This is a genomic window from Granulicella arctica (assembly GCF_025685605.1).
Lineage (GTDB): Bacteria > Acidobacteriota > Terriglobia > Terriglobales > Acidobacteriaceae > Edaphobacter > Edaphobacter arcticus.
In genome coordinates this window covers 1508550-1529298 of the sequence record NZ_JAGTUT010000001.1, presented here as the reverse complement: position 1 = coordinate 1529298, position 20749 = coordinate 1508550, and the positions used below count along the sequence as shown (strand labels likewise).

The following is a 20749-nucleotide window of genomic DNA, read 5'->3' as shown; positions in this document are numbered from 1 at the left end:
GCCACGTAAGAAGACAGTGCAGGACGATTGCCGATAGGCTGAGTAAACAGTCCAATGATTTTAGGTTCAATAGCAAAAGAAATCTTTCTAGGAACCCTGCGGCAAGTTCAGATTCCAGAGATCATGCAAAGCCGTGTTCGATGCTCAGGCGGCCTCCTGCATATCGGAGAACTGGTCTACCCTCTCAAGATGTTCGGGAAGGTCATCATCATCGCGATCGGCAAGGCGGCGGTCCCGCTCTGCGAAACTCTGGTTCCTATCCTGGCGCCTGCACTCGAAGCGAATCAGGTTCTTGAGGGCATTGCCGTGGGCGTTACCCCGTCGGCCAATCTCGATCCGAGGATTCGCTTTCTTCATGGCGGCCATCCCCTTCCTGACAGAGATTCAGAGCTCGCAGCTGACGCTATTCTGCAATTGCTTGCCGGCTTGCATGAGTCAACCCTGGTCCTCTTCCTGATCAGTGGCGGTTCCTCCGCAATGGTCGAGAAGTCTCTCGACGAAGAAATCACACTTGAAGAAACAGCTCTATTCCACAGCGCGCTTGTCCATTCCGGACTGCCCATTACACAGATGAATGCTCTGCGAAAGCATTTTTCAAGGGTCAAGGCAGGCCGCCTCGCAGTAGCCGCGCAACCCGCGACGCAATGCACCCTGCTCGTTTCTGACGTTCCCGAAAATTCACCGCATATCGTCGGTTCCGGTCCATCGCTTCCCGATCCGTCCACGATACAGGAGTGCCTGGACATCATCGGCTCCGGCGTCACAGGATTGGATCTCCCGCCGAAGGTCTTAGCATTCTTCAAAGGCCCCCGCCTGCTCGAAACCCCTAAGTTCGATCACGCGGCCTTTCTCCACGCCGACTGGATCTGCCTTGTCTCCAGCGATGATCTTTGTCGCGGCGCAGAAAGCCTCGCCAGGCGGGCAGGATTCGTTACCCTCATCGATAACACCTGCGACGACTGGGACTATCGCGATGCCGCAAAATATCTTATCGATCGTCTCGTCATACTTCAGCAAAGCCATCCCAGGGTCTGCGTTATCTCCGCTGGCGAGGTATCGGTCAAACTGCGAGCCAGTCACGGCATCGGCGGTAGAAATCAGCAGTTCGTCCTCGAATGTGCACGCCTCATCGCGGAAGAGAAGCGCCACATCGCGGTGCTTAGCGGAGGTTCCGATGGTATCGACGGGAACAGCTTGGTAGCAGGAGCAGTGTGCTCCGAAACTACAACTGCCAGGGCAGCATCAATCGGGTTCAGCATCACCGCTGCGCTTGAAAAGTTTGACAGCTACCCATTGTTCGAGGCATTAGGCGACGCGATTCATACAGGTCCCACCGGTACCAACGTACGTGATCTACGAATCCTTCTGGCAGATAATACGGCGGCCTGACTACCTACCGGAGAATCAATCTTGTCAGGGCGGGCGTATAAACTACCAGCGCAATCAGGCCGCCCATCAGGCATGCCAATCCAAGGCTGTGAAGAAAGACGAACCGTAGGATCGTTCCTTCGCTGCCGTAGATGCCGGTAGCCGTCGTGGCGACGACAACACTCTGCGGGGCGACCATCTTACCCATTACGCCGCCGCCAGAGTTGGCTGCTGTCATTAAATAGGGAGAAATTCCCAATTGCTGTGCCGTCAGCTTTTGCAGGCTGCCAAACAGCACGTTAGACGAGGTGTCCGATCCCGTCGATGCGGTTCCCAGCCAGCCAATCAGTGTGCCAAAGAAAGGATAAAGAACGCCCGTCTTCGCGAACGCCAGCCCAAGCGTGGCATCCAGTCCACAGAAGCGCGTAATGAAGCCAAGCCCCATTAGAGCCGCAATTGTAACCATCGTGTAACGCGTGACAAACACAGTCTTCCAGAGAGTCTCAAGGATGCTGCGCGGGCGAAGTCCCATGCAGAATGCAGCGATAATCGCAGCGATGAAGATGCCGCTGCCTGTAGCCGAAAGCCAGTTGAAGATAAATATGGCCGGCTCCACAGTAGGTGCCGCAACCACCGGCGGCATTCGAAATACCAGCCCATCTAGCCCCGGAACATGGATGTGTGGCGAACTGAGCCTATCCAGCCATTGACCAAATTTGGGCGTTCCCCAGAGCGTTACGCAAAGTGTCAGGATCAACCACGGTAGCCCCGCGCGCATTACCAGCGCTGTCCGATTCGTACTCACGGCACGGGGAAGGTGGGTGATATCCTCGCGGTTCGCATTAAGAATGCGCTTCGGCTTCCAGATCTTTAAAAAATAAATCAGAGCAGTAATGCTGACCACAGCCGCGCTGATGTCCACCAGCCACGGGCCATGTAGTCGCGCAATCAGGAACTGCGTCAACCCAAATGTGGTGCCTGCAACAAGAATGGCTGGCCATACCTCAAGCATCTTCGTGAAGCCCGCGTAGGCCCAGATCAGCCAGAATGGGACGAGCACGCAGAACGGAGTCAGCAGTGCCGCAACCACTCGCGAAAGCAGCAACGTGTCCAGCCCCGTGACTCCATGCAGAGCGATCACCGGTATTCCGAGACCACCGAAAGCGACCGGCGCAGTGTTCGCCAGCAGCGCCAGCCCTGCAGCTTCAATTGGCGCAAAGCCCAGCCCTATCAGAATCGTCCCGCACACAGCCACCGGAGTCCCGAACCCTGCCGCCCCCTCGAAGAATGCACCGAAGCAGAACGCAATCAGCAGAAGCTGCAGTCGGCTATCCTCCGTAACTCCTTGCAGGCAATCCTGCAGAAGGTTGAAGCGGCGCGCATGTATAGCCAGCTGATACATGAACATCACCGGGAAGACAATCCAGAAGATCGGGAACAGACCGTATGCAGCTCCATATCCTGTAGCAAGTCCGGCCAGCTTTAGCGGCATATGGAAGATGCCGATAGCGATAGCGATAGCCGTCCCCAGCGTCAGCAGTGCCGCAAGGTGTGCTTTGAGCCGAAACACGATCATCGCCAGCAGCAGAACTACTAGCGGAAGCGCTGCCCAAATCGTGGAAAGCCACCAGTGATGAGTGGGATCATAGGCCTGTTCCCATCGCGGTCCTGAACTAAGCACCATGTGCGTTGCAGATTCAAACGCGTGAAGAGTGCCGCCTCGAAAGATCAACATGTCGGCACGGGGATTCGCTTCCATTCAAGATGACGGCCATTATCATGCCTTACATCTGGACATGTAAATAGACATTTTGGTCAGACCATATGATCAATGCTTTTGCAATAAAATGGTAAGATCAGGCCCCCGTCACGTTGCGGGACAGGTATGGAGACCTATGGAGCTGCGTTTCGCATTTGGAAAAGAGGGTATCACTGTTTCATTGCCTGTCGGTCCTCATTACGAGGTGATCGAGAGCCGATCGGCTCTGCCGCTTGGCGATGTGTCTCGCGCCCTCAACCAAGCTCTCGATCATCCAATCGGCTGCCCCTCCCTCGCCGTGCTCGCCGCTGGTAAAAAGACCGCCGCCATCTCCGTCTGCGATATCACCCGCCCTGCGCCAAACTGGCTGACCCTACCGCCTCTACTGCGCCGTCTCCATAACGCTGGTATTCCAGTTGATGGTGTGACGATCCTCATCGCGACGGGCCTTCACCGTGCAGCCACCAGGCAAGAAATCGTCAGCATTCTTGGGCCGGAGATCGCCGCAACCTATCGCATCATCAATCACGACGCCCGCGCCATGGCAGATCATCGCTCCCTTGGAAAGACAAAGCGCGGCACCCCCATCTTCATCGACGAACGCTTCATGGCCGCTGACCTGCACATCACCCTCGGCTTCATTGAGCAGCACCTGATGCTCGGCTTCTCCGGTGGCCGCAAGCTGGTCGCTCCCGGCCTCGCCGCGCAGGAGACCATCAAGGTCATCCACTCTCCAAAGTTCATGCGCGAACCCATGGCGACCGAGGGTTCCATCACCGAGAATCCCCTCCACGAGGAGCTTCTCGAAATAGCTGGCATTGCCCGCCATGACTTCATGCTCGATGTCACTCTGACCCAAACGCGCGATATCTCAGGCGTCTTCGCCGGGTCACCCGTCCAGGCCCACGCAGCCGGCGTAGACTTCCTCCGTAAGACCTCGCTCGAGAAGCTCACAAGTCTCGCGGATGTAGTGATCACGAGCGCGGCAGGCCATCCCCTCGACCTCACCTTTTACCAGGCCATCAAGGGCCTCACCTCGGCCGCGCACCTCGTCAAGCCGGGCGGCAGGATTCTTACCATTGGCGAGTGCTCCGAGGGTGTAGGCTCTCCCGAGTTCGTACACAAGCTCGCCACCTTCTCCGGTTACGAGAACTACCTCGAAGAGATTCGCCAGGCTCCTGTAGTGGTCGACCAGTGGCAACTCGAAAAGCTGGCGCTCACCGGCCTCACCCACGATCTTCTCTTCTACACTCCGAACATTGGACGAGAGAGCCTCGGCGCACTCGCAAACCGAAGCTTTGTCACCCTGCCCGAAGCCATAGCCGCAGCCCTTATGGACCTCCCGCCCGATGCTCGCGTAGCCCTCGTTCCCGAAGGCCCCTACGTCTTCGCCCGCATCCCCGAGGACGTCACCGCGGATCAACCAGCCCCATCGCAAGCATCCCAAGCGCGGTAATGCTTGGCAGAAAGAAGTAGTCACCCCCGCGCAACTCCACAAAGTTGGGAAGCTTGCTGCACACAAAGGGGGGATTCGTCGCACTCGTATCCCCCTGCACTACGAACTTGCCATGTCCTCCGTGATTGCCCAGCAGCATGTCCTTGTCATTGCCAAGATGCGCGTCATTACCGTACTCAATCCACTGCTGCTGCACGAATTCAAACTGTCGTGAGATGTTGGCATTCAGCGCCATAAAGATCACTCCACGATCTTCCTGATCTGTCGCCGCCTCGCCTTCCGGCACAGCCTGTCCGTATGGAAGCCCTCGCCGCGTGATCCGCCTCCGATTGATCAGTCGCCCACTAAATCCGAACGCATCCCGCGGATGCACCCGTCGTATGTGCGCGCCGATCGGACACCGTGTGCCGTCAGCATCTCCGCCATACGTAAAGTTCGTACTTCGGCTCGGGTCCTGCGCGATCGCAGCATCTGGCTTGTCGGGCGAAAGCTCAAGGGGAGTCCCATCCTGCCAACGCCCAAGAAACTTGGCAGCCAGCTTCTCTTTGCCCCCTGCATATAAAGACGCATGTTCATCAAGGTAGGCGCGGAATGTAGCCACGTTCTGATGCAGCTTGCGATAGACCATGAACGTTCCGTTGCTCGCGAGAAGGTGCGGCACCGGAGCCACCGGCAACTCGCCAGCCTCGTCCGCGTACCCCAGCAAAAGCTCCCCCGTAGCCAGAGGTGCCCAGCTTCCATCCGGCATCAGCTTGCCTTGACCCGGCTGCGTCTTACGCTCCACCCCAAGATAATCTGGGTTGCCAAAACCATCGGTAAATCCAAAGTGTTCCCGCGTCGTCGGCGCACCATCGATCGCAATGGCCGCCGCATCCTGTGCTCCAACCACCGCTGCACCACCCGAAGCCTCAACCAGCGCCACGATTTGCGCACACCGCGTCTCCAGCGCTTCGATCGAACTCCCGTTGATGCCAAGCCACGCGTGTACTGGCTCTCCCTGCCACATTTCATCCCATCGTTCAGCTGCATTAAGGCCTGTGTCACCCAGGACGGCCCCACGCTTCCGCATCCCCTGTTGAAACTCCACTGGAAATGTCAGCAGCGTCGCATCCGGAAGTTCCAGCGCCGCCAGTCCATGAAACGTGAACGCAATGTTAACCGTGCTATCCGGCTTGCCGTTATCCCAGCGCTGCCCGGTAGTTACCTCGGGCAGCAGTCGTTTCAATAATCCACACGCCGCTACAGCAGCGTTGAAACGCAGGAAGTAGTAGCGCGCGAAGGGCATGTTGTAGCCTCGCAGCACAAAGCCCTGGATGTCTGTCTCGTTCAACCTACTCATTGCGGCCACCCGTCTTGATCTCTCTGCGCGGACCCATCGATCCGACCGGCGGAATCACTTCGCTCCGTAGTTGCGAAACAAAGTCCAGAAACTCCCGCTGCAACTGCACCGGTTCAACCCCCTGATGACTCGCCACGAAATCAGCCACTGCTCGCTGCGTCTGCAACGCACGCAGAGTCTCCTTTACCGACCGGTCATTCACCGCCGCAAAGTAAAACGTAGTCTCAATCTGACACGCCTTCATGTAGCCAATGAAAGCCTCATGATCGGCCGCACCCGGATAGCCCACACAGTGGCTCCAGATCGCATCCATCTGCTCGGGGACCGATGCCGCGAGTCCACGGAGATAGTCGTCAAGCTCCCCATCACAGTTCGATTCGAGCACCAGGTACTTTGAGCGAAGATGCTCCTCACATGACGGCATCCCGACATAGATCACGTCGTCCATCACCACAATTCGCGCCAGATGGGTTCCCGGTGCAATCGCAAATGGGCTTCCCTCATTGGTCGACAATGTAGCAAGGTACTTGCGAATCTGCAGATCGTGTGACGGCGTCACGCTCGCATCATCGATGATCGGCGAGAGGATTGTTAGCCCGTACACCTTGCCGCTTTTATTCGGCATCTCTATCTCCTTTTTAGAACGGCACCGGTGCTTCGCCGGTCTCACCAAGATGAGCCTGAACCTCAATCACAAATCTCTGATACGCCTCTGCAAACTGCTGCGGTGTAAGTCCCCCCGCACCCAGCGCCAGCTTATCCAGCGAGGTCTGCACCACATGAGCCGATTTCACGTCATTTGCCGCGGCCTGTGGATACGCTGTGAAGTAGTAGTCCGTATCGAACTGCACCTGCGCGATATATTGCTTGAACGGCGTCACCGGCACCGATCCTGGGAACTTCTCGCTCCAACGCCAGATCAGGTTAAGCCCCTTACTGAGCACCGCTGAAAAGGCATCGATATATTGATTCCACGTCCCATTGAAGTTGCTGAAAAACAGCAGGTAGTCATACTTCAAATCCTCCTTTGCCTGCCCGTCCCCAAGAAAGGGAAACTGCCGCCGAGGCAGAATCACCCACCGCGCAAACTCGATGAAGGAGAGATCAATCAAGTCTTTCTGCAGCGGCTTGATCCACCCAAGCAGAAGGAAGAATCCGCGTAGCAGCCACGTCTTCCATGGCTTCATCGGGGTAATTACATTCAGCGCGTAGACTTTGCCGTTTATGTTGCTCATGAGGCTCCATCGGGACCTGTCAAGGCAACGATCCCGAAACTGACTCGTGTAAATGGCCCAGGTAAAACAACAGTTGCCGAAGTAGATTCGGAGCTCGGAACGAGCGCAGAAGAGCAACACAGAGCACAGCTGCTAACTTTCTCCCTATCGCGTAGGGAGCAACTTAACAGGGGCTATGTGCAATGTCAAGCAAACAGAAAGGTCGGGGGTCGCAGGTCAAGCCGACGATCAAACTCTAGGCAAGTCCGTTTCGAGCGATCACCGCTTTGTAGAATTCTGCACTTAGCTTCGGTGTCCTCTTCTGCGTCTTGAAGTCCACGTAATGAATGCCGAATCGTTTCTCGTAGCCATCAGCCCACTCGTAGTTATCCATCAGGCTCCAGCAGAAGTACCCATGCACCGGTACGCCCTCAGATACAGCACGCTGTAATTGCGTCAGGTAGTTCCGCAGGTACATCACGCGATCTGTATCGAGGATCTTCCCCTCAGCCGTAGGCACATCAGCCGACGACGTTCCGTTCTCTGTGATGTACATCTCCTTCACGTTCCAGATCTTGCCCACCAGCTTTGGAGCCCAATAAAGCGCCTCCGGTCCAATCGACAGCCACTCGCTGAACATATGCGGATAGGACGCCGGCTGCTTGACCATCTCGTAGCCTTTCTCCGATCCATCCGCGCGAACAAACGACGCCGTGTACACGTTGATACCCACGAAGTCGATCTTGCTCCCAATCGCCTGCATCTCCTCCGGCGTTGTCGTCGGAGCTGCAGCCCCAAGCCCCTTCAGGTAGAGATCTGTATACCGTCCCTCCTGGATCACCGTCAGGTACATTGCGTTCTCTTCGCGCATGGCCTTGGTCGCCGCTTCAATATGCTCCGGCACCTCGAACACAGGCGTAGCCGTTGTCAGATTATCGGCAAGCCCTACCTTCGTGCCCGCCTTTGCCTTCGCTCGAATCGCCTGGACCGCCAGCCCATGTCCAAGAACCGCATGGTGGTTCACCTGGGCTAACCCCTTCTTGTCGAGCTTCAGCCCGGGAGCGTGCACACCATTCCCATACCCAAGCTCCGTGAAGGTGCGAATCTCGTTCATCGTCATGAAGTGCTTCACGCGGTCCGAAAGCTTGCCAGCCGTATACCCGGCATAATCAGCAAACGCCTTTGCCGTGTCGCGGTTCCGCCATCCACCCTTGTCCTCCAAAGGCTGTGGCAGGTCCCAGTGATACAGCGTGCAGAAGGGCTCGATCCCAGCAGCCAGCAGCACATCGAGCATCCGGTTGTAGAAGTCCAGTCCCTTTGGATTCGCCACACCCGTTCCCGTCGGAAACACCCGAGGCCACGCCACCGAGAACCGGTAGCACTTCAGCCCGAGGTCTTTCATCAGCTGGATATCTTCTTTATAGCGGTGGAAATGATCATCCGCTACATCGCCCGTGTCGCCGCCATGCGTCTTGCCCGGAGTATGCGAGAAGATGTCCCAGATCGACGGCCCACGTCCTTCCTCGTTCACCGCACCTTCAACCTGGTACGAAGCCGTCGCCGAGCCCCACAGAAAACCCTGCGGAAAGTGACGCCCGTTGCCATCCGTCTTCGGCGCGTCCTGGGCTAGACCTGCAGCCCAGGACGGCAGCGAAACAGCACCGGCAGTGGCACCGACAAGTTGTGCAAACGATCTTCTGGAAAAGCGAGTGGTCAAAGCGAAAATCTCCCGTGGAACTCGACGAAGTATAGCGTCTTAATTCGGAGCATAGCCAATCGAACCATCAGGTGAAGCATAGGGATCAGCCTTGCCTACCGCATCGACGTAAACGGAGAGGCCGGCAACCCTGCGCCGTTATAGAGATTCGCCTCAGGGAAGTTTTTCCACGCGTACCGCACATACACCGGCGTCGCCACCGTCGGACTAGTCACCACCAACGCCTCGCCCTCAAGCTTGCCGGCAGCCGGAACAAAGATCCGATCCGGCCCCGCCACCTCGAGACCCGTTACCGCACCACCCCGTGCATTCAAGCCTGCAGCATGGTCGAACAACACCATAAGCCCGCTATCTCGCGGAACCAGTTCTTTCATCACTGGACCTGAAGCTTCAACTCGCTCGCCATAGCTGATTGACCGAGCCCACAACGCCAGTCTCTCGCCGACCGTCTCTTTATCCGGCGGATGCACATTGTCTGCCTGCCCTACATCGATCGTTACGGCCATCCCCGTATTCCGCAGCTTCAGCGTCCTTCGCTGCGCCTCACGCACCATCGGCCAGTCCTCCAGCGGGGTGGACGTAAACGCCGCAAGCTGCACAAAGAGGAACGGCATTTCCTCATCTCTCCATTGCTTGCGCCAGTCCTCAATCAGCGCAGGGAAGAGCTTGTCATAGGTCGGCGCACGATTCAGCGCACTGTTCGTCTCGCCTTGATACCAGATCACCCCACGAATCGGCAGCGGTGTAAACGGAGCCACCATCGCGTTGTAGAGGCCACCCGGCTCATACGAGACGGGGTTCGGATGCCAGCCTCTCGTTGGAGGCATGCGCCCTTCGGCCTTTGCACGCGCATCAGCAGCATCCTCCCGAATCACCGTCGCCTCGCGATCCATCATTGCCGCCCGAGCCGCAAAGACAGGCATCAGACTTGCATCGGAACCCAGCGCCTCAAGGCTCGTCCATGCCTCCGCAGGCGTTCCTCCCCAGCTTGAGTCGATCAAACCAATCGGCACCTTCTCGTGCTGCTCAATGGATCGTCCAAAGAAGTAGGCCACCGCCGAGAAGTCCTTCGCTGTCTCCGGCGTACACTTCACCCACGCCGTTCCCGTAAGAACATCCTCCATTGGATACGTCGCCGCTTTCAGATCTACCTTGAGCAGGCGAATGTTCGGATGATTAGCCTCACGGATCTCCCGTTCCGCATCCTTCACCACCGTGGCACCGCCAAACCCCTTCAGCGGCATCTCCATATTCGATTGCCCGGACGCAAACCAGAGATCCCCAACCAGGATGTCCTCAAGCGCAATGGTGTTCGTCCCCTTTACCGTCAGCGTGTACGGCCCACCGGCCCGCTCCACAGGAAGTTCAACGCTCCATCGGCCCAACTCATCGACGACTGCCGATCCCTTGCCATTGTGGAAGGTCACCGACACCGCCTCACCCGGTGTCCCGCTCCCCCAGATGTGAAGCGGTTTATCGCGCTGCAGCACCATGTGACTGCTCAGAATCTTCGGAAGAGAAATCTCGGCCATCACCGCAGTAGCCGAAAATGACGCAGTTAGGAAAACAGCAATGAGAACTCTCTTCATAGGGAAACCACTATAGGGCATCCAGCGCACCTTCTTCATCCGACGAGCCCAAACCCTTGACCTATGCCTTGTTCATCATTTCGCAGGCACGCGCTCCTTCGAACGCTGCTCGCCTCTTACAAAACCACATCTGGTCGGACCTATCATTTTCCTCTATGCTTTCCGTCATGCAATCTTTCTTCCGGTCAAGCTCTCTGCTGGCAGCCTCAGCGGTCGTCGTGCTTCTGCATCTCACCTGTCCGCTCCACGCGCAGAAGCCCGCAAAAGCGCCAAAGATTCAGAAGCTCGAGAGCAATCCCACCGGAACGCCAGATGTTCTTAAAACTCCTGCCGGTGCCGTCGAAACAGGCATGCTCGACAACGCCGCCTATCGCATTGACGTCCCGAACAACTGGAACCATAATCTCGTCGTCTTCTATCACGGCTATAGCGAGACGCCCTTCACCTATCACCCCAGTCACTCCCTCACCGATCAGAGTCGTCCCATGCTCGAGCGTGGCTACGCCGTTATCGAATCCGGCTACTCCACCACGGGCTGGGCTCTCGACCAGGGCATTGCCGAGACCGAGGCACTCCGCAAATACTTCGTCCGCAAGTATGGCCAGCCTCGCGAGACCTTTGCCGTCGGCGGCTCGATGGGCGGTCTCCTCACCGACATCACCCTCGAACGCAACCCGAAGCCCTACGTTGGCGGTCTCGACCTCTGCGGTGCCGTTGGCCCGACCTACGAGTCGTTTACCCGACGCTTCGCCGCCCGAGCCGCATTTGACTCCTACTTTCCCGGGCTGCTCCCGCCCCTCGTTCCCCTCCAGTCCGCTGGCTACCCTGCACCCGCGCCCGAGACCGACGCCACCCGCCACAAGATCGCCGCCGCCCTCAGCGACCACCCCGCGTCCGCTCTCGCCATGCGCAACCTCATGGCTCTTCATACCGACGCTGACGTGGTCCACATGATCAGCTATATCAGCTTCGTCGTCGCCGACATGCAGCACAAGGCCAACGGAAACCCCTTTGACAACCGAAACTATCTCTACACCGGCACGAACCCAAACATCAGCAGCGAGGACAACAAGCTCAACGATGCGGTCCGCCGCTACGCAGCTGATCCCGCCGCACGCCGCTATCTCATCGAGCATTACACCCCGAGCGGTAAGCTGACGAAACCCATGCTCGCCCTCCACACCACCTACGACCCTCTCATTCCGGGCACCACCCTCGCCCTTTACGGCCACATCGTCGAGCAGGCAGGCTTTGGCCAGAACTTCATCCAGCAGTACGTCCACCGCGATGGTCACTGCACCATGTCTGCTGAAGAGGTGGGCATAGCCTTCGACGAACTCACCGCCTGGGTCCATGCCAACAAACCCCCAGCCCCCGGCCTTCTGCGCTAAGCCTCGCGACCAGCTTCTTAAACCTAAGGGAACCTGCGTCTCTACTACCGCCTCCAACAACGCAATATTCACCGCAACATCAACCGCCTATAATGAACTATGGCAACCGTCCACCCAGCCTCCCCCGAGGCTGGCCCACTATCGGGCTCCCAATCCGCGTTAGGCAGAGCCGCCGAGGCGACCCTCGCGCCGCCCACGGACACGGGAATTGACCTCGAAGCGGCTATCCCCAAGGTTCCAACCCCCGCCCGTCGCGCCACCGACCCCAAGCCTCTGATCGCGCTCGACGAGCCCTCCGGCACCCTCGTCGCCCCGCCGCCTGCCGCCATCAAGCCCGATCCCACAAGCCACGATCCTGAGATCGACCGCAACTTCGCTACCCTGCTCGCTACCGTCCGTGCCAATCGTCCCTCCGACGATCTGGACATCATCCGCGCTGCCTGGGCCTTCTGCATGTCCCAGCACGAAGGTCAGAAGCGAGCCTCGGGCGAGCCGTATATCATCCATCCCCTCGAAGTCGGTCAGGTTCTCGCCGAGCTCCGCATGGACTCTACTGCGATCGCTGCCGGCCTCCTCCACGACGCTGTCGAAGATACCGACGTCACCACCGCCGAGATCAGCAAGCGCTTTGGCGAGCAGGTCGCCCACATTGTCGAGGGCGTCACCAAGCTCGATAAGATCAAATTCGCCAATCGCGAAGACCACCAGGCTGAGAACATCCGCAAGATGCTCCTCGCCATGGTCACCGACGTTCGCGTCGTCATCATCAAGCTTGCCGACCGCCTCCACAACATGCGTACCCTCGAGCATCTCAAGCCCGAGAAGCAGCAGAAGATAGCCCGCGAAACCCTCGACATCTACGCTCCGCTCGCTCATCGCCTCGGCATGGGTAAGCTGCGCGGTGAGCTTGAAGACCTTGCCTTCCGCTACACCGATCCCTTTGCCTACCAGCAGCTCTCGACCGAGGTCGAAGCTCTTCGGAGTGAAGGTGAGACATTCCTTCAAAAGATCGTCACTACGCTCGAAGCCAAGCTGAAGGAACACAACATCGCCGGCCGCGTCGAGTGGCGCATCAAGCGTCTTTACTCCATCCAGCAGAAGCTGGCCGACAGCAAGATCCCGGTCGACCAGGTCTACGATCTTCTCGCCATTCGAGTCATCTGCAACTCCGTGCAGGATTGTTATGCCCTCCTCGGCCTCCTCCACAGCATCTGGCGTCCTGTCCCCGGCCGCATCAAAGATTTCATTTCGATGCCGCGCCCGAATCTTTACCAGTCCCTCCACACCACGCTCATCGCCGACGGCGGCCATCAGTTTGAGGTCCAGATCCGCACCGAGGAGATGCACCGCGTCGCAGAAGAGGGAATCGCCGCCCATTGGAAGTACAAGGCCTCCGACAACGTCACCGCAAAGGACGAAGCCCGCCTCGCATGGGTTCGGCAGCTTATGGAATGGCAGCGGGAGATGTCCGACCCGAACGAGTTCATGTCGACCCTGAAGATCGACCTGTACCCCGAAGAGGTCTACACCTTCACCCCGAAGGGTAAGGTTGTTGTCCTTCCCAAAGACGCCAGCCCTATCGACTTCGCCTATACGATTCACACCGACGTTGGAAACACCACCACCGGCGCCAAGGTAAACGGCCGCATCGTCCCCCTCCGCACCAAGCTGCGTAATGGGGATATCGTCGAGATCACCACGCAGGCCGGCCACTCCCCCAGCCGTGACTGGCTCTCCTTCACTAAGTCCAGCCGCGCCCGCAACAAGATCAAGCACTGGCTCAACGAGCACCAGCGTGAACGCGCCATTGAGATCGGGGGCAAGCTCCTCGACCGCGAAGCCCGCAAGTACAAGCTTTCTCTCAACAAGTTTGACGAGGCCGATTACCTCCGCGTCGCCGCCGACTACGGTCTCGGCACCAGGGCCGAACTGCTCGCCGGTGTAGGCTTCGGCAAATACTCCTCGCGCGTCGTCCTCAACAAGCTCGAGCCCGGCAGCACCCTCGCCGCCGAGCCTCCACCGCCCGAGGCAGGCGTCGGCAATACCCTCAGCCAGATGTCCGAAGCCGTCAAGCGAGTCTTCTTCGGCAAAGGTTCAGACTCCCTCCAGGTAGAGGGTCAGGACGACCTCCTCGTCTACCGGGCACGCTGTTGTAACCCTATCCGTGGTGAAGAGATCATCGGTTATGTCACGCGCGGCAAAGGCGTCGCCGTTCACGCAAGAAGCTGTCCCAACGTCCAGAACTTGCTCTACGAGTCCGACCGCCGCATCCAGGTCGAGTGGTCCGCGCCTCCCTCAGAAGCCGGCGCTCCCAAGGCCGATACCTATCCCGTCCGGCTCACCGTCCTTTGCGAAGATCGTCCCGGTCTCCTCAAGGAGTTCACCGCCATCATCGCTGAGGACGGCACCAACATCCGCTCGGTTGACTCTAAACCCACCCCTGACGGCAATGCCCTCGTCGACTTCGTCATTGAGACCGTAGACGTCCGTCACCTGAACAAGCTTACCCAGAATCTTCGCAAGGTTCCCGGCGTTCGCGACGTCCAGCGCATTCAGAAGATCTAAGCCCAGCCTCATCTATTCAGCCGTCAAGCCGATCATTGCAATAGTGCGTCATCCATCCGCAGGGCATCTCGCCTCGGGTCGACTATCTTCTGCAGAGGTTTTGTGTGATTCACGGAACGTACAATCTCAATCTAGTCGCGTTGTCACTCGTGTTCTCGGTCCTGTCGTCCTATACGACGCTTGATGTTGCAGCGCGTATTCGATCGGTTGATCTCTCCGGCGGCAGGCGCACCTACTGGCTCCTCGGCGGTGCCATGGCCATGGGTCTCGGCATCTGGTCTATGCATTTCATAGGCATGCTGGCCTTCCAGATGCCTATGCAGATCAGTTACGATCCGTGGCTCACAGCGGCATCCTTGCTCATCGCCATCCTGACGGCGTACTTCGCGCTGCACGTCACTTCGCGCGGTGAATTAGGTGCCCGCCACCTGTTATACGGCGGTATTTTGATGGGCTTTGGTATCGCTGCCATGCACTACACCGGCATGGAAGCCATGCAGATGTACCCACGTATTCAGTTTGATCCAAGCCGCTTCATTACCTCGCTCGCCATTGCTCTTGTTGCCTCCTGGGCTGCCCTCTGGATTGCCTTCAGCCTCCACCAGGACTCCCAGCGCCACGTTTTCCTGAAGCGCTGCGCTGCTGGTCTCATCATGGGCTGCGCTATCGCTGGAATGCACTACGTCGGCATGAGCGCGGCTGACTTCGCTCCCGGCTCCATCTGTCGCGCAACCAGCCCGCTCGGCATGAACTGGCTGCTGCCCATTACCTGCGTTCTCTCTTTATCCGGCCTTCTTGTTGTTCTGATCCTCTCCACCCTGGGTACGCGGTTCGATCTGCTGCTCGAGGATTCGCACCATTCCCTAGACGAAGCCAATCAGCAGCTAAAAGTTTTGGCGATGGTCGACGCGCTGACCGGCATTCCCAACCGACCCTCGTTCATCCAGACCATGGACCAGCGACTCGCTGCCGCCAAGCTCGCCGGAACTTCGTTCAGCGTTATGTTCATCGATCTCGACGGCTTCAAGACCATCAACGATTCGCTCGGACATGCCTGTGGCGACGAACTGCTCATATGCTTTGCCACGGAACTCGTGCGCCACGTCCGCGCCAAAGATACCGTTGCCCGCCTGGGGGGAGACGAGTTTGTCGTCCTCCTCGACGGTCTCAGCAGAAGCGAAGACGTTGTTCCCATTGCAAAGACAGTGCTCGATCGCATGAAGAAGGACTTTGTTATTCGGGGTATGCCGCTTCGCCTCACCAGCTCTCTCGGAATATCTACCTTCCCGGCCGACGGTCAGACTGTCTCCGCGTTGCTCAAAAATGCTGACATGGCCATGTACGACGCCAAGCAGCATGGCAAGAATGCTTTTCGCTTCTTCAACATGGAGCTGAGCAACGCCGCAGACCGGACCCGCAGAATCTACAGGGGTCTTACCGAAGCGCTTGAGCAGCGCCAGTTCTCGCTCGTCTTCCAGCCGAAGTTTGGCGGCGTCAGCAACAAGGTGGTCGGCGCAGAGGTTCTCATCCGGTGGAACCACCCCGAGATGGGCAATATTCCCCCGATGGACTTTATTCCGGTTGCCGAGCAGACCGGCCAGATCGTCCAGATCAGTGAATGGGTTATCTGCGAGGTCTGCCGCCAGATGAAGACCTGGGAACTCGCTGGCATGCCGAAGATCAAGATCGCGATTAACCTCTCTCCGGAACAGTTGCGCGTCGAAGGCTACGTTGACCGCGTTGCCAGCATCATCGAGACTGCAGGCATCGACCCGCAATGGATCATGTTCGAGATCACCGAGACCATCGCCATGCGCGAGCCCGAGATGGCCGGCGAGATGATCCGCGCCTTTCAGGAACGTGGCTTTGATATCGCGATCGACGACTTCGGCACCGGATACTCCAGCATGGCCTATCTACAGAAGTTCCGAGTGACGGAGCTCAAGATCGATCGCTTTTTCACCAGCGCGCTCGACGACGAGAGTGAGGAGGGTCAGGCCATCGTCTCCGCCATGATCGCACTCGCCCACTCTCTCCACATGGTCGTCGTCGCCGAGGGCGTGGAAACGGCAGGCCAGCTCAAGAAGCTCAACGACCTTAATTGCGACCAGATGCAGGGCTACTTTCTGGCCCGTCCCATGAGCCCGAAGGCCTTTGAAGACCTCATCCTAACGCGGCCGATCGAAACGGCACCAACCCACCAGCAGTACCTCTTGATCCCAGAGCTCGCCTAGCTCACCCAAGACCCTATGTACTCGCGGGCCGCCCTGAACGTGAGACAGATCAGCGGAAGACTTTTAGTTTGGGCTTGGACTTTGAACTATCTCGATGCAACAACATAGCTCACTTGGTCCAGCTAAAGTATTCTATCTGCGATGGTTACGGGTAAAGTCCTCATTCTAAACAAAAAGCCCCAGCTGCGCGCCGGGGCCTTTCTGTCTAACTCAAGTGTATCAAGCAGGGTGTAACTAAACGGCCAACTATTTCAAGGATATTTTTGCCTGCAAATAATTCATTCTGAATGAGTTGAATAGTTTATGGTACGAAAGTCGGTCTTGACAGGTTTGCAGGTGGGCTCATTTTGAGCACCCGCACGAGAAATGCGTACTGATCCACAAGCGCTTCCACCCGTTTTGAGAGCGGCATGCCCGCGCCGTGTCCGGCCCGTGTCTCCACGCGGATGAGCGCCGGCTCGATTGGCGCGAGTGCCTGCATCGCCGCAACGAACTTGAAGCTATGCGCCGGAAAGACTCGATCGTCATGATCCGCTGTCATCACCATCGTCGCCGGGTAGGATACAGCGTCCCGCAGGCGGTGCAGCGGGGAGTATTGATAGATAGCTGCAAATTCGGCGGCGTCATCGGAGGGAGCACCGTATTCTGCTTTCCAGGCCCAGCCGATCGTGAACTTGTCGAAACGCAGCATGTCCAGCACACCGACCTCGGCGAGCGCCGCCCCGAATAACTCGGGCCGCTGGGTAATGCAGGCGCCGACGAGCAGGCCGCCGTTGCTTCCACCCTGGATGGCAAGCTTCTTCGGCGATGTGTACTTCGCCTCAGTGAGCCACTGGGCGCAGGCTGTGAAGTCGTCGAAGACGTTCTGCTTCTGCAGCTTCATCCCGGCCTCGTGCCACGCTTCACCGTACTCGCCGCCACCTCGCAGACAGGCCTGAGCGTATACGCCGCCCATCTCCATCCAGAGCACGCGGCCAGACGAGAAGCTCGGCAGCAGCGATATGCCGAAGCCGCCGTAGCCATAAAGCAAGGTGGGAGCCGTGCCGTCGAGCGTAAGGCCCTTCTTATAGCTGAGAAAGAGTGGCACCCGTGCCCCATCTTTGCTGGTCACAAAGACCTGTTTTGTCTCAAACTCGGCAGGAGCAAAGCGCAGCTCCGGAGCCTTGTAGATCGAGGTCGCCAAGGTCTTCAGATCAAGCCGGTAGACGACACCCGGGGTCGTAAAGTTGGTGAATCCGAAGAAGGTCTCATCATCCTCGCGCCGTCCGTTGAAGCCGCCGGCAGTTCCGATCCCCGGCAGTTCGAGCCGCTGTAGAAACGTTCCATCTGGGTGATGCAGTTCGACCATGCTTTGCGCGTCCGCAAGGTAGAGAACGATCAAGGTTCCATGCACCATCGAGACCTGGTCGATCGCGTTCCGGGTCTCCGGAATAAGCGTCACCCAATACTCGCGTTCTGGCTTCCTGAGGTCGATCCCGATCACCTTGCCGTTTGGCGCATCGAGCGTTGTCTGGACCCAGAAGAACGTTCCATCGTTGTCGATGGGGCTGTAGGCTGCATCGGACTCCGTGACCAGGCGCACCACGGCTGCACCTTTCAGGCCGTTTGTAAGATCGAGAATCGCCAACTCATTATTCGGGCTTGTCCCCTGCGACTGGTGAAGAATGACGTAGCGCCCGTCATCCGTGACCTGTGCACCAAGGTTCAACTCGCCATTGTCCGGCCGTTCGAACACGAGAATATCTTCATTCTGCGCTGTGCCGAGCACGTGGAAGTAGACTTTGTGAAAGTAATTGGCTTCTTTGAACGACTCGCTGCCCGGCGCATCGTAGCGAGCGTAGAAAAAGCCGCTACCGTCCTTCGTCCATGACGCGCCGCTGAATTTGGACCACTCGACCTTGTCTTCGAGGTCTGAGCCAGTCTCGACGTCGCGCACGCGCCAAATCATCCAGTCGCTGCCCGCCTCTGAGATCGCATAAGCCGCCAGTTGCCCGTCGTCCGTAACGCTGAAGCCGTTCAACGCCACCGTTCCATCTGCCGACATCGTATTCGGGTCGAGCAGCACCGTCCGCTCGCCGTCGAGACCATCCTGCCAGTACACGACAGCCTGATTTTGCAGGCCGGAGTTGTGTTGAAAGAAGTACCGCTTGCCGCCACCCTCCAGGTTGTAACCAGTCGGCACGGTGTAACGCTCGAAGTCCATCAGGCTCATTAGTCGCTTTTGCATCCCGGCCCGCTCGGGAACTTCGGCGAGAAAGCCCTGCGTCAGAGCGTTTTCAGCCTCAACCCAGGAGGCAATCTCGGAGGAGTCGACATCCTCCATCCAGCGATATGGGTCGGCGACGCTCGTTCCGAAATAGTTATCTACCTGCTCCGCACGACGTGCCTGCGGGTAGGTCAAAACGGAGGAGGGATCAATCGTAGCGAGAGGAGAACGAGTTTCGGCCATCCCGATATTCTATCGAGGCTTCGACTACTTCGCCGGGTCCGGTCCGGCAGCCCTTGCTAGTGAAAGCCTGACGCCCGCCGGTAATGTGGTTGAGAACGCCTGCAGATCAGTAAGGATCTCCGACTCGCGGTCGGGTATTGTGCTAAAGATGGCAATACAGCCCGATGCCATGAAGACGGGGGTCGTCGGGCTACACATCCGGGCAAGCGGTGTCCACGTCGTGGGAATATGCCGCCAGTTTGGATAGACGATGACCAGCGGGATCTGGTGACGCTGCACCACGGTTGCAAGCCATTCCGCCGACTTGTCGGACTGACGCGAGGCCTCGAGTGATCCAAGACCGAATAGATCGAGGACGTAAGCGCCGGGTCTGCGCTGGAAGCTAACCAGTCCCAGATCCTGAACGGCGTAATCGCCCTTATAAAAGCGTGTTACAAAGCGATGCATTTGGTATTGCTGCTCGTAGATGTCGTTTGCAGCGGCGGCAGTTGTAGCCGTCGCCCGGATGTATGGCGATGCACAGAACATGAGCGCGAGTGCATAGAAGCCGAAGAGAAAACGTGGTCGCTCGGCCAGTACGCGCAGACAAAGCAGCGTCAGAAAGATGAGCGCATACACCTCATAACGGTAGAACCAGCCGAAATGACCAAGGGTAAGTTGCAGCACGCCAAGTGCGGCGACTCCCCCAAAGATGTACCGCCGCAGCCTTGTGGGAGCTTTCCATGCCAGCCCCAGGAAGGTCAGCGACAGCAGCACGACAGGGACTCGTTCCGGATCGACCAGGCTCCAGCGGAGGTTATCCTGCAGCATCCGTAGCGTCCTCGATCCCAGACCCACAGTTCCGTAGAGTGAGCCCTTCACCATGAGCGACATTGGCAGCAGCGGAAGCCCCATGGTTCGCAGGTACACCGAGAAGGCAAGCAACGGCGCAACACCCAGCGTGACCACGATAAGCACTTTTCTCCACTGACGAAGGCCCGCAAGCGTTGCGCAGACAGCCAGGAGCAGAAACAGATCCTCATATCGAACGAGTGGTGCGATAACCGCAGCAGCCAGGCACCACGCCGGAATAGGACGGTCGGACAAGGCCTCACCCACGCCGACTGCGCAGCAGATCGCCAGCAACACTTGAAGTACATGTTCCATGCCAAGGACGGTCAATCCTGCGAGATTGGCAACGAAGATGAGCAATGCCGCTGTAAAAGCCTGCTGCCACCATGGCATGACGCCTTGTTGATCGACCTGTGGAGGCCAGCGCGCGACAGCCCGCCCGATGAGGCAGGCGCTAGCCAATCCAAAGAGCAGGTTCAAGAGAACCGGAACGTAGACGTGCAGCGAAGTTCCGGTAAAGGGGATCAGCAGGAAGGGCCAGAGGATGCTCGATGACGGCGAGGAGAACTCTGAAAGATTGATCCCATAGTGGCCATGAACAAGGTTTTCGGCCATCGCCAAGTGGATGTAGGAGTCATCCAGCGGATAGACGAAGTGACCGCCCGTGGCTCGCACGATGCTTATGAGCAGATACGCGACGAGCAAAAGATAAAATGCCGCTGAGAACAGAACCAGTCTTGACGATTGATTAGGCCAGGTGGAGTTTGTCATAGAAGAAGTCGTGCGCTCTATCCTACAACCGTCTCTACCGAAGGACGATCTGTCAGATTCATGACA

The 20749-nt window shown here is 58.0% G+C and carries 13 protein-coding genes; 5 read left to right on the top strand and 8 right to left on the bottom strand.

Translation table 11 applies throughout. The features are described 5' to 3' along the window. The first annotated feature begins 54 nt into the window (after positions 1-54). Positions 55-1389, top strand: coding sequence for a glycerate kinase type-2 family protein (locus OHL20_RS06265; RefSeq protein WP_263382341.1), 1335 nt, complete (start codon positions 55-57; stop codon positions 1387-1389). A 4-nt stretch (positions 1390-1393) separates the two neighbouring features. Here OHL20_RS06265 and OHL20_RS06260 read toward each other — a convergent pair whose 3' ends face one another. Further along, entirely contained in the window at positions 1394-3103 is a 1710-nt protein-coding gene (locus tag OHL20_RS06260; RefSeq protein WP_263382340.1) for an L-lactate permease, read from the bottom strand. 160 nt (positions 3104-3263) lie between these two features. Here OHL20_RS06260 and larA point away from each other — a divergent pair, with 160 nt between their 5' ends. Continuing rightward, positions 3264-4583, top strand: coding sequence for a nickel-dependent lactate racemase (gene larA / locus OHL20_RS06255; protein ID WP_263382339.1), 1320 nt, complete (start codon positions 3264-3266; stop codon positions 4581-4583). On the opposite strand, the gene OHL20_RS06250 is transcribed toward larA, so the two are convergent. The 5 genes from OHL20_RS06250 to OHL20_RS06230 form a co-directional block, all read right to left on the bottom strand. Continuing rightward, a complete protein-coding gene (locus OHL20_RS06250; protein WP_263382338.1) occupies positions 4537-5922 on the bottom strand; it encodes a Dyp-type peroxidase in 1386 nt (461 codons plus the stop codon). The genes larA and OHL20_RS06250 overlap by 47 nt on opposite strands. Further along, on the bottom strand, positions 5915-6547 hold the full coding sequence (locus OHL20_RS06245; RefSeq protein ID WP_263382337.1) for a hypothetical protein: 633 nt from the start codon (positions 6545-6547) through the stop codon (positions 5915-5917). The genes OHL20_RS06250 and OHL20_RS06245 overlap by 8 nt, the downstream gene beginning before the upstream one ends. A 13-nt stretch (positions 6548-6560) precedes the next feature. Next, on the bottom strand, positions 6561-7157 hold the full coding sequence (locus OHL20_RS06240) for a hypothetical protein (RefSeq protein ID WP_263382336.1): 597 nt from the start codon (positions 7155-7157) through the stop codon (positions 6561-6563). 235 nt (positions 7158-7392) lie between these two features. Further along, on the bottom strand, positions 7393-8853 hold the full coding sequence (locus tag OHL20_RS06235; protein ID WP_263382335.1) for a GH1 family beta-glucosidase: 1461 nt from the start codon (positions 8851-8853) through the stop codon (positions 7393-7395). Positions 8854-8948: 95 nt separating this feature from the next. Then, positions 8949-10442: a sialate O-acetylesterase gene (locus tag OHL20_RS06230; protein WP_263382334.1), complete on the bottom strand. Its 1494-nt coding sequence runs from the start codon at positions 10440-10442 to the stop codon at positions 8949-8951. A gap of 167 nt (positions 10443-10609) precedes the next feature. Here OHL20_RS06230 and OHL20_RS06225 point away from each other — a divergent pair, with 167 nt between their 5' ends. From OHL20_RS06225 to OHL20_RS06215, 3 genes are all read left to right on the top strand, one after another. Beyond that, positions 10610-11833, top strand: a complete 1224-nt coding sequence (locus OHL20_RS06225; RefSeq protein ID WP_263382333.1) for a DUF6351 family protein — start codon at positions 10610-10612, stop codon at positions 11831-11833. A gap of 99 nt (positions 11834-11932) precedes the next feature. Continuing rightward, positions 11933-14398, top strand: a complete 2466-nt coding sequence (locus tag OHL20_RS06220) for a RelA/SpoT family protein (RefSeq protein ID WP_263382332.1) — start codon at positions 11933-11935, stop codon at positions 14396-14398. A 104-nt stretch (positions 14399-14502) separates the two neighbouring features. Beyond that, complete coding sequence (locus tag OHL20_RS06215; RefSeq protein WP_263382331.1) at positions 14503-16632, top strand: putative bifunctional diguanylate cyclase/phosphodiesterase; 2130 nt, start codon at positions 14503-14505, stop codon at positions 16630-16632. 301 nt (positions 16633-16933) lie between these two features. Here OHL20_RS06215 and OHL20_RS06210 read toward each other — a convergent pair whose 3' ends face one another. Beyond that, a complete protein-coding gene (locus OHL20_RS06210) occupies positions 16934-19081 on the bottom strand; it encodes a prolyl oligopeptidase family serine peptidase (protein WP_263382330.1) in 2148 nt (715 codons plus the stop codon). 24 nt (positions 19082-19105) lie between these two features. After that, positions 19106-20683 (bottom strand): hypothetical protein, encoded by a 1578-nt coding sequence (locus OHL20_RS06205; protein WP_263382329.1) that lies wholly within the window; start codon positions 20681-20683, stop codon positions 19106-19108. Positions 20684-20749: the final 66 nt, after the last annotated feature.